Origin of the sequence: uncultured Devosia sp. (genome assembly GCF_913055165.1) — a bacterium.
Lineage (GTDB): Bacteria > Pseudomonadota > Alphaproteobacteria > Rhizobiales > Devosiaceae > Devosia.
In genome coordinates this window covers 19,669-28,373 of sequence record NZ_CAJXJS010000046.1, presented here as the reverse complement: position 1 = coordinate 28,373, position 8,705 = coordinate 19,669, and the positions used below count along the sequence as shown (strand labels likewise).

The 8,705-nt window shown below is 61.2% G+C and carries 9 protein-coding genes and 1 tRNA gene; 4 read left to right on the top strand and 6 right to left on the bottom strand.

What is annotated here, in order from left to right:
- Nucleotides 1-99: 99 nt before the first annotated feature.
- The gene (locus tag QZ564_RS14130; RefSeq protein WP_297111138.1) at nucleotides 100-1,482 is read right to left on the bottom strand and encodes an ammonium transporter; all 1,383 of its coding nucleotides are present in this window, start codon (nucleotides 1,480-1,482) and stop codon (nucleotides 100-102) included.
- Between the two features lie 29 nt (nucleotides 1,483-1,511).
- Nucleotides 1,512-1,850, bottom strand: coding sequence for a P-II family nitrogen regulator (locus QZ564_RS14125; protein ID WP_297111136.1), 339 nt, complete (start codon nucleotides 1,848-1,850; stop codon nucleotides 1,512-1,514).
- A 186-nt stretch (nucleotides 1,851-2,036) separates the two neighbouring features.
- Between QZ564_RS14125 and QZ564_RS14120 the strand changes: the two genes are divergently transcribed.
- Complete coding sequence (locus tag QZ564_RS14120) at nucleotides 2,037-3,359, top strand: FAD-dependent monooxygenase (protein WP_363312215.1); 1,323 nt, start codon at nucleotides 2,037-2,039, stop codon at nucleotides 3,357-3,359.
- 84 nt (nucleotides 3,360-3,443) lie between these two features.
- On the opposite strand, the gene QZ564_RS14115 is transcribed toward QZ564_RS14120, so the two are convergent.
- From QZ564_RS14115 to QZ564_RS14105, 3 genes are read right to left on the bottom strand one after another with little or no spacing between them, the layout of a single operon-like run.
- On the bottom strand, nucleotides 3,444-3,668 hold the full coding sequence (locus tag QZ564_RS14115) for a Trm112 family protein (RefSeq protein WP_297111127.1): 225 nt from the start codon (nucleotides 3,666-3,668) through the stop codon (nucleotides 3,444-3,446).
- Entirely contained in the window at nucleotides 3,668-4,336 is a 669-nt protein-coding gene (locus QZ564_RS14110; protein ID WP_297111124.1) for an LON peptidase substrate-binding domain-containing protein, read from the bottom strand. Before QZ564_RS14110 ends, QZ564_RS14115 begins: the two co-directional genes overlap by 1 nt.
- An 11-nt stretch (nucleotides 4,337-4,347) precedes the next feature.
- On the bottom strand, nucleotides 4,348-5,298 hold the full coding sequence (locus QZ564_RS14105) for a co-chaperone YbbN (RefSeq protein WP_297111121.1): 951 nt from the start codon (nucleotides 5,296-5,298) through the stop codon (nucleotides 4,348-4,350).
- A gap of 197 nt (nucleotides 5,299-5,495) precedes the next feature.
- Here QZ564_RS14105 and QZ564_RS14100 point away from each other — a divergent pair.
- Nucleotides 5,496-5,570, top strand: a tRNA-Gly gene (locus QZ564_RS14100).
- Between the two features lie 685 nt (nucleotides 5,571-6,255).
- Here QZ564_RS14100 and QZ564_RS14095 read toward each other — a convergent pair.
- Nucleotides 6,256-6,882: a TetR/AcrR family transcriptional regulator gene (locus tag QZ564_RS14095; protein WP_297111118.1), complete on the bottom strand. Its 627-nt coding sequence runs from the start codon at nucleotides 6,880-6,882 to the stop codon at nucleotides 6,256-6,258.
- A gap of 94 nt (nucleotides 6,883-6,976) precedes the next feature.
- Here QZ564_RS14095 and QZ564_RS14090 point away from each other — a divergent pair, with 94 nt between their 5' ends.
- Together QZ564_RS14090 and QZ564_RS14085 are read left to right on the top strand one after the other, a co-directional pair.
- On the top strand, nucleotides 6,977-7,951 hold the full coding sequence (locus QZ564_RS14090; protein WP_297111115.1) for an NAD-dependent epimerase/dehydratase family protein: 975 nt from the start codon (nucleotides 6,977-6,979) through the stop codon (nucleotides 7,949-7,951).
- Nucleotides 7,952-8,238: 287 nt separating this feature from the next.
- A complete protein-coding gene (locus tag QZ564_RS14085; RefSeq protein WP_297111112.1) occupies nucleotides 8,239-8,697 on the top strand; it encodes a hypothetical protein in 459 nt (152 codons plus the stop codon).
- The last annotated feature ends 8 nt before the right edge of the window (nucleotides 8,698-8,705 follow it).

Sequence of the window (8,705 nt, the reverse complement as noted above, 5' to 3'; positions counted from 1 at the left end):
GAGTGGGAAGCCTCTGTGGCGGGCCAAGAGGGACGCGGGCTGCACGCCGCTGGCAAGCGAGGGTGGCCGGACACAAAGCCCGACCCCCCAGAGTGCGAGTTACTTGAACTCAGGATAGGCTTCGACGCCGACCTCGGCCTTGTCCAGACCCAGATCTTCATCTTCAGCGGTTGGGCGCAGGCCCATGATGGACTTGAGGATGAACCAGACCACAAAGCTCACCACGAAGACGAAGATGCCCACGATGATGATCGAGATCAGCTGACCGCCCAGTGTTGCATCCGGGTTTGTGAAGACCACGGCGATGGTGCCCCAGATACCGGCGAACAGGTGGACCGGGATGGCACCAACAACGTCGTCGATCTTGAGCTTGTCGAGCAGCGGCACCGAGAAGACCACGAGCAGGCCGCCCACGGCACCAATGATGGTGGCCGTACCCAGACCGGGGGTCAGCGGCTCTGCGGTGACAGCCACAAGGCCAGCCAGAGCGCCGTTGAGCACGAAGGTCAGGTCGACCTTCTTGTAGATGATGGCGGTCAGGACCAGAGCGGCGAGCGCGCCACCGACGGCACCGGCATTGGTGTTAGCCATGATGCGGCCAACATCGGCCACGTCACCCACCGAACCCATGGCGAGCTGCGAGGCGCCGTTAAAGCCGTACCAGCCCATCCACAGGATGAAGACACCCAGGGTCGCCAGCGGCATGGAGGAGCCAGGCATGGCGTTGACCGAACCATCGGCATTGTACTTGCCACGGCGCGCACCGAGCAGGATGACACCGGCGAGAGCGGCCCAACCACCCACCGAGTGCACAACGGTGGAACCAGCAAAGTCCAGGAAGCCGAACTGGCTGTCGAGGAAGCCGCCACCCCACTTCCAGGACGCCTGGATCGGGTAGATCAGCGCGGTCAGGACCACGGTGAACAGCAGGAAAGGCAGCAGCTTGATGCGCTCGGCCAGCGTGCCCGAAACAATCGAGGCGGTCGTGGCACAGAACATCACCTGGAAGAAGAAGTCCGAGCTGGTGGCTGCGTAGGAGAAATCATCAGCGCTATCGGCGGTGATGCCAACGGCTTCGAGAATGGCAATACCGAAGGCACCGAGATAGCCGCCGGTTTCATCCGAGCCCATGGCCCAGTTACCGAGCGGGTACATCAGATTGTAGCCGATGAGATAGTACATCAGGCAGGCGACGGCGAAGAGCGAAACGTTCTTCAGAAGCTGCATGGACACGTTCTTGGTGCGGACCATGCCCGCCTCGACCATGGCGAAGCCAGCGGCCATCCAGAACACCAGAATGCCGCCGATGATCATCAATAGCGAATTGAGGATGAACACCACGTCGGCGGAAACGCCTTCGCTCAGCGTTACAGCCACTTCCTCGGCGGGAGCCGCGTCCTGGCCAAGGGCCGGAAGCGACAGCAGCAGCGAGGCCAAGGCCACACCACCGGCGATCTTTAGGGGAGTCTTGAACCCTGTCATTGTCTTTATTTCTCCTGAAATCGGTGGCGTCAGAGCGCAGAGGCGCCGGTTTCACCGGTGCGGATGCGGGTGACGGCAAGCAGGTCGAGCACGAAGATCTTGCCATCGCCGATACGCCCGGTCTGGGCAGCGTCACGAATGGCAGTGCTGACAGCGTCGGCGATGGCGTCGTCGACAGCGATCTCGACTTTGAGCTTGGGCAGGAAATGCACGGCATATTCGGTGCCACGATAGATTTCCGAATGGCCCTTCTGACGGCCATAGCCCTTCACCTCGGTCACGGTCATGCCGTGAACGTCGAGCGAGTTGAGCGCCTGCCGCACCTCCTCGAGCCGTGATGGTTTGATGATTGCAACCACCAGTTTCATGCTTGCCCCTTTCTGCCTTGGGTGTTCGATGCCCCAATGGACTCAAGAGCCGTGCCAAACTGCGAACGCCTCTATAAAACTCTTGTTTTTCAGCTAGTTAGACTTTGGTCGCTTGACAGTTGCTAATTGTGGCAACTCCAAGGCGCGGCATTGATGATGAAATTTTGAGCAACAATCTTGAGCGCAATGGAATATGCCCATGGATTGGGCATGTCTGCCCGCGGCAATGATGCGCTTGCCTACCCAGGCGCCAAGACGGACAATGATGCCAAGGAGATCAGCATGGCCAAGTCCGGTATTGAGCGTCACGATGTCATCATAGTGGGTGGTGGGCATGTGGGCATGACCCTTGCCTTGGCGCTCATCCGTTCGGCGCCGGGCATCCGGGTCTGCCTGGTGGACCGGCGGCCGCTTTCGGTGCCGCGCGACAACCGGGCTTCAGCCATTGCGGCGGGTGTGCGCAGGGTTTTCGAGGCCCTGGGGGTATGGGATGACATGGAAGGCCAGTCCCAGCCGATCACCGCCATGCATATCACCGATTCGGGCACCGGGGACCTGGCAAGGCCGCTGTTCCTGAGCTTTGAGGGCGAAATCGCGCCCGGGGAACCCTTTGCGCATATGGTGCCGAACCAGGTTAGCGGCGGCGCCCTGATGGCCGCGGTTGAAAACGCCATCGCGATTGTGGCGCCAGCCGAGATTACCGGATGGTCGAGCGATGGCGTGGCCGGCCAGCTGGTCTTGTCCGATGGGCGGGTCTTGTCGGCGCCGCTGATCGTGGCTGCCGACGGCGCGCAGTCTGCCCTGCGGCAACGGGCAGGAATCGACACGATCGGGCATGATTACGGGCAGACCGGGTTGGTGGCCACCATCGCCCATGAACTGCCGCATCAGGGGGTAGCCTATGAGCATTTCCGGCCCGCCGGCCCCTTTGCCAGCCTGCCGCTGCCGGGCAATCGGTCATCGCTGGTTTGGACGGAAAGCCGCGAGACGGCACCAGATTTCCTGGCCATGACCCCCGAGGCGCTGGCCGAGGAAATCGAGACAGCGATGGGCTCAAGCCTGGGGACCGTGCGTCTGGAAGACCAGTTGATGGGCTTTCCGCTGCGCCTGCAACTGGCCAGGAGCTTTGTCGGCCCGCGCCTGGCGCTGGTGGGCGATGCGGCCCATGTGGTGCATCCGATCGCCGGGCAGGGGCTCAATCTGGGCCTCAAGGATGTGGCAGCACTGGCCGAGGTGATCGTCGAGGCCATGCGGCTCGGGCTCGACCACGGCGCGCCGGATGTGCTGGAGCGGTACCAGAGCTGGCGGCGGCTGGACACTGCGTCCATGGCGCTGGTGACCGACGGGATGAACCGGCTGTTTTCCAATGACATCGCCCCGCTGCGCGCCCTGCGCGATCTCGGGCTGGGGCTGGTGGATCGGGCCGGGCCGGTGAAATCAGCCCTGATCCGGGCGGCGTCCGGCATTGGCGGTGGTGCCCCGAAACTGCTTGCCGGCATGCCGATCTGACCTGAAACACGGCTCCGGGCTTCCGGTCGGACGGGACGGTGACAAGTCCTTTGCAGCAGGGGACCGGAATGCACGCAGCGGGGTTCACCCCGAATGCCGCTGTAGCTCCTCCGGCTCGACATTGCGGGCCTCGTCCAGGCTCAGAAGCGGCACCCCCTTGCGGATGGGAAAGGCCAGCCGCGCGGCAATGGAGATCAGCTCGGTCTTGTCCGCCGAAAGCGTCAACCGGGTTTTGGTCAAGGGACACACCAGCATTTCGAGCATGTGCCGGTCGAGCACATGGCGCGGATCGACCTCTTCTTCGCTCATCAGTTGAGCGGCGCCGCGCCGTCCGAGCCGCCGCGTGCCATTTCATATTCGGTCATGGCGATCAGCGTTTCGGCGCGCTCCTCAAGGGTCAGCGCTTCGAGCAGCACCTGTTTTTCGGCAGCACCATAGGGCGAGACCATGCAGCAGAAATTGACCAGGTCCGCGGTTCCAGTGCTCTCGATCTCTTCCCAGTTGAGCTCGAAATTGGCGAACTCGGCATAATCGCGCATCATTTTGACGAAGCGGACCCGATCCACGGCGTCCTCGCCATGGTTGCGGGCGAAGTCGGCTTCATAGCCCTCGGCAGAGATCACGCATTGGCGATAGGGGGTGAGTACGGTCAGCTCGTGCACCAAACGGAAGCGGGTGACGCCCTCCAGAATGATGAAATAACGCCCATCACCGCTTTCCTCGAAATGGGTGATCCGCCCCAGGCACCCCACTTTCTGCAGCGGTGCCCTGCCCTTGGGGCTTTCCTCGCTGGTGTCCTCAGGCTGAATTAGCGCGATCAGGCGATCGCCCCGCAAGGCGGCGTCGACCATTTCAATATAACGCGGCTCAAAAACATTGAGTGGGCGATGCGAAAACGGCAGCAGCAGCGCCCCGCTCAAGGGAAACACCGGAACGGATTTGGGCAGTTCGGCCGGGCTGGTCGGTCGCTTGAGCATCTCGGTTCCTATTACGAGAAAAGCACCGCCGAAAGCATGCGGCGGCCCTTGAGGGTGGCGGGGTCCTTGGCGCCCCAGGCCTCGAAGAACTCCAGCAGCTTCTTGCGCGCTGCTTCCTCGTTCCAGCCGCGATCGCGCTTGAAGCTGGCCACGAGGGCCTCAGCGGCCTCCAGGCGCTTGCCTTCGGCGTTGAGCACCACGGCCAGATCGAGCCGGGCTTGATGATCGTCAGGATTGGCGGCGATCGCCGCTTCAAGCGTGGCTGCTTCCGACAGGCCGGCTGCTTCTTCCTTGAGACGGATGGCGTGCAGATGCGCGGTATAGACGTCGCCCTTGCGCTGGTCCTCGGGCACCATGTCCAACGTGGCCTTGGCCTGTTCAAACTCGCCGGCGCTGATATAGACACCGGCCAGGCCGATCAGGGCCTCGGCATTGTCCGGGGCGTGCTGCAAAACCATGCCGAAAATCTGCGCGGCCTGCCCCAGGTCACCAGCGGCGATGGCCGAGCGGGCGACCTCCAGGGCCTGGGCGATCTGGGCCTTAAGAGAATCGGCGCCCGCGGCCTGCCCGGCCCCGGCCGGCGCGGCGGCAATGATCTTCTCGGCGAAGCGCCGCACCTCGCCCTCGGGCATGGCGCCCATGAACCCATCCACCGGACGGCCGCCAGCGAAGGCAAAGACTGCCGGGATGGACTGCACCCCCAATTGCCCCGCGATCTGGGGATGCTCATCGATATTGATCTTGACCAATCTGATCTGGCCAGCCTTTTCCTTGACCACTTTTTCAATGGCCGGACCGAGCTGGCGGCAGGGGCCGCACCAGGGGGCCCAGAAGTCGACCAGCACCGGCGCCTCGAGCGAGGCATCGATGACATCGGCCTTGAAGCCGGCATCAGAGCCATCCCGGATGAGATCGGCGGGCACCGGATCGGCGCCGGCAGCGCCATCAAAAGACAAGGTCATGGTTTTCCACTCTTCGACTGGGCAAGAAACGCAGCGTTCGCGGCCTTTTTGCGCCCGCAAACACCCAACTGGCAACCCCCGATTCCCACAGGCTTTCCCAAGAAACACAAAACCTTCAAAAACCGGGTTGCATTCGGATCGGCGATTGGGCATATAGCGCCCGTCGCCGCACTTACAAGTGCTGGAGACAACGGAGCGCGGGTGTAGCTCAGGGGTAGAGCATAACCTTGCCAAGGTTAGGGTCGTGGGTTCGAATCCCATCGCCCGCTCCAATTTCCAAGGTGTCGCAAGCCTTGGTGCAAAGGGTCCTTCGGGACCCTTTTTGTTTTTTTTCCTTAGTATGTTGATCCTTGCCGGTCGCCTGGACTGCCTGTCCTTTCAGTGTACTGCCCCAAAGACCAAGCGCGCAGAGAAGCGTACCCAGTTTCGGACATGGTTCGGGGCCGGACGACGCTGGCGTCTCCGGGTTTGGCACGGTGAAAAGCGGCTTTCGCCCCGAGTAAATAAAGAAGAGGCGAAAGCCGCTTCCCACGAACAGGATTTCGGACGCACGCATCGAGCGACCCCCTTGCGGGTTGTTGCCCCGGATCACGGGATGGATGCGTCCGGCGATGGTCTGCCGGTGGAACCTCGCGATGGCGCTTGGTCCCGATCTCAAGCCCGTGCCGCCGGCAACCGGCCGGTGGTCAGCATACACGCCTCCGCCCGATCGACACCGTGCGGCCTGCCCCCTCACCCGGCACTTCGTCGGTACCGCGTGTTGTCGGTGAGGACGGGGAGAGTATGGGGAAAGGAAAGGGGGCGGGGATTACTTTTCTGGACGGCGATAGGAGGCGACCCCGTTACGGTCGTTCGGCCGACCATCAACAACTCTCAAAAGCGGTCATAGGTTGGACGGGAACTGCATGAGGAAATCGGTTCCTGGCCCAATGCCAGCCACCTACAGTGCTGATTTCGTTAGTGCCGTGGTGGAATGGCGGTGTAGTCAACACCAGCCTCAAATGCCTTGGTTAGCGTCGTCACCATGGCCCGCAGCTGATCCTCGACAGGCGAGCCAGCGTCAACGGCCAGTGCCACGAACTGGGGATGAATAAAGGGCGTTACACCGTCCCGAACCACGCCCGCTGCCACGGAAACATCGCTGACGCGCCACTCGCCCCGCTCGACGCCCTGAGTAATTAGCGTCTCAATCAGAAGAGTCATTCGCTCAGCATAGACGCGGATCATGTCCTGCCGCTCAACCATGATGCGCCGGTACAGGTCATGGATCTCCCGGTCGCCACTGAAGCGCGACCGCTTGCGGTGGTGAATGTCCAAAATCATGCTCAACATTCGATCAGCGGCCGGGCCGTCCCGTTCAAGCCATTTGCTGGCAAGCTCCGCTTCATCATCCATCGCTTGCCGCACGATTGCGTCCATGATGGCAGATTTCGACGGGTAGAGACGATAAAGCGCTGCGTGGCTCACCCCCAAAGCTTTCCCGATATCCACCATGCTTGTCTTGCCTTCGCCCAGCCGGCGAACCAGCGCCGTAGCGGCCTGCAGGATGGTGTCGGAAGAGATGGACTTTTGCTTATCGTTCATGACGAAGCAATAAGCGTCGCCAAGCTCCCTTGTCAACAAGTTATAATATCAGTATGTTGTAACTTGTAACGACGGCTGTTGAAGGGATGCGAGAATGACAAAGGCATTTGTGACTGGAAGCACAGGTTTTCTGGGTGGCCGACTCATTAGGATGCTGGTGCAGAGAGGTTGGCAGGTTCGAGCCCTACACCGGTCGCCGGCCGACAGCGCCAGGCTGAAGGCGCTGGGCGCGGAGCCAGTTCAAGGGGCGCTCGATAGCGTAGCCAAGCTCCAGCAAGGTATCGGCGACGCCGAAGTGGTTTTTCATGCGGCGGCGCTGTTCAAGCTGTGGGGGACACATGAAGCGTTTGAACGTGCGAATGTCGATGGTACCCGCAACGTTCTGGCGGCAGCAAAAGCGCAGGGTGTGAAGCGCTTCGTCCAGATCGGTGCCGGAGCTGTCGTCATGGGTGATGGCAAACCAATGCTCGGTGTCACTGAAGACGCGCCGCAGACATTCCCAAAATGGGCACCATACACCGCCTCCAAGGGGCGCGCACAGAAACTGGTACTCGCGGCTGATGACCCTGCGGGCATGCGCACCGCAATCATCCTCCCCCCAATGATCTGGGGCGCAGGCATGCCGATGATTCACGAGACAATCAAGAATGTGCAGGCGGGACGGTTCAGATGGCCAGGTGGCGGCAAGAGTTTGATGTCCACGGCACACGTCGAGAACATCTGCCATGCCGCTGTGCTGGCAGCTGAGCGTGCAACCGGTGGACGCACCTATTTCGTGACTGATGGACAGGATCGCTCGATGCGGGAGATGATGGGCACCTTGCTGGCAACCCAGGGTGTCGACGCGGGAGACAAGTCTGCGCCGCTTGGTGTCGCCTGGCTGATGGCAACGGTCATGGAAACGGTATGGCGGACATTCCGCCTCGAGGGTGAACCGCCTCTGACCCGCCAGATGCTGCGTCTTGTCGGCTATGATTTTACCATGTCCGACCGCCGCGCCCGTGAAGAGTTGGGGTACGCCCCAATAGTCACATGGGAGGAAGGTGTCGAGCAGATGCGAACGCGTTGACGGACTTCCATGCACGCTCGCGGCTATATCGACGATAGGTCCGCTTTTTTGCACTTGTCCTGCAAAGAGCGGGCCGTCCCCTCCCCCTCCCCCAAGCCACCGGTCACCCACCCGCTCCTTCCGGCCATCAGCGCATGGAACGAGCGTCCGATTTACACGCAAAACCCATAATTGCTGGAAGTTCTTGCTAACATGGCGTCTGATTCAGCGCCAAATGGGAACAGCAATCTACAGTTGAGTTTGCCTGCCATCTCGACGCCGGATAATCGTGGGTCGAGAGGTGAGCAATGAAAATTGTTGAGACAGAGGACCTATGGGCCTTGAGCCAGAGCCGGCGCCTGACAATTCCGCAGGTCAAAGCCGCAGCCGCCGAATTATGTCCGCAAATTGATGCCGATATCAAACGCTCGGGACTAGCTCCGGGTGATCCCTGGATATTTATCTCACATAATCTCCCCAAGGACGGCAAGACGCCGTTTGACTGGCGCTGCTGCAGGCCGATTTCCAGGCCTGCGTCCTATGATGGTCCGTTTGAGCTCATGCATCTCGAGCCAATCATGGTGGCGGCTCACATGCATCAAGGTCCAATCCGCACACTTTTTACCCAGGGATATGCGCCACTGATCAAGGCGATTGAACTGTCCCGTCATGCGTTTTCTGGCGAAAGCCGGGAACTCTATCATTGCTACGACGGGCCAAAGGCGGGTTACCAGAAGATAGAGATCCAGTTTGGGCAGGCCTACTAGCCCAAGCC

Coding starts and splice junctions, on each gene's coding strand:
- QZ564_RS14130 (WP_297111138.1), bottom strand. CDS start 1,482: ATGACAGGGTTCAAGACTCCCCTAAAGATCGCCGGTGGTGTGGCCTTG.
- QZ564_RS14125 (WP_297111136.1), bottom strand. CDS start 1,850: ATGAAACTGGTGGTTGCAATCATCAAACCATCACGGCTCGAGGAGGTG.
- QZ564_RS14120 (WP_363312215.1), top strand. CDS start 2,037: ATGGAATATGCCCATGGATTGGGCATGTCTGCCCGCGGCAATGATGCG.
- QZ564_RS14115 (WP_297111127.1), bottom strand. CDS start 3,668: ATGAGCGAAGAAGAGGTCGATCCGCGCCATGTGCTCGACCGGCACATG.
- QZ564_RS14110 (WP_297111124.1), bottom strand. CDS start 4,336: ATGCTCAAGCGACCGACCAGCCCGGCCGAACTGCCCAAATCCGTTCCG.
- QZ564_RS14105 (WP_297111121.1), bottom strand. CDS start 5,298: ATGACCTTGTCTTTTGATGGCGCTGCCGGCGCCGATCCGGTGCCCGCC.
- QZ564_RS14095 (WP_297111118.1), bottom strand. CDS start 6,882: ATGAACGATAAGCAAAAGTCCATCTCTTCCGACACCATCCTGCAGGCC.
- QZ564_RS14090 (WP_297111115.1), top strand. CDS start 6,977: ATGACAAAGGCATTTGTGACTGGAAGCACAGGTTTTCTGGGTGGCCGA.
- QZ564_RS14085 (WP_297111112.1), top strand. CDS start 8,239: ATGAAAATTGTTGAGACAGAGGACCTATGGGCCTTGAGCCAGAGCCGG.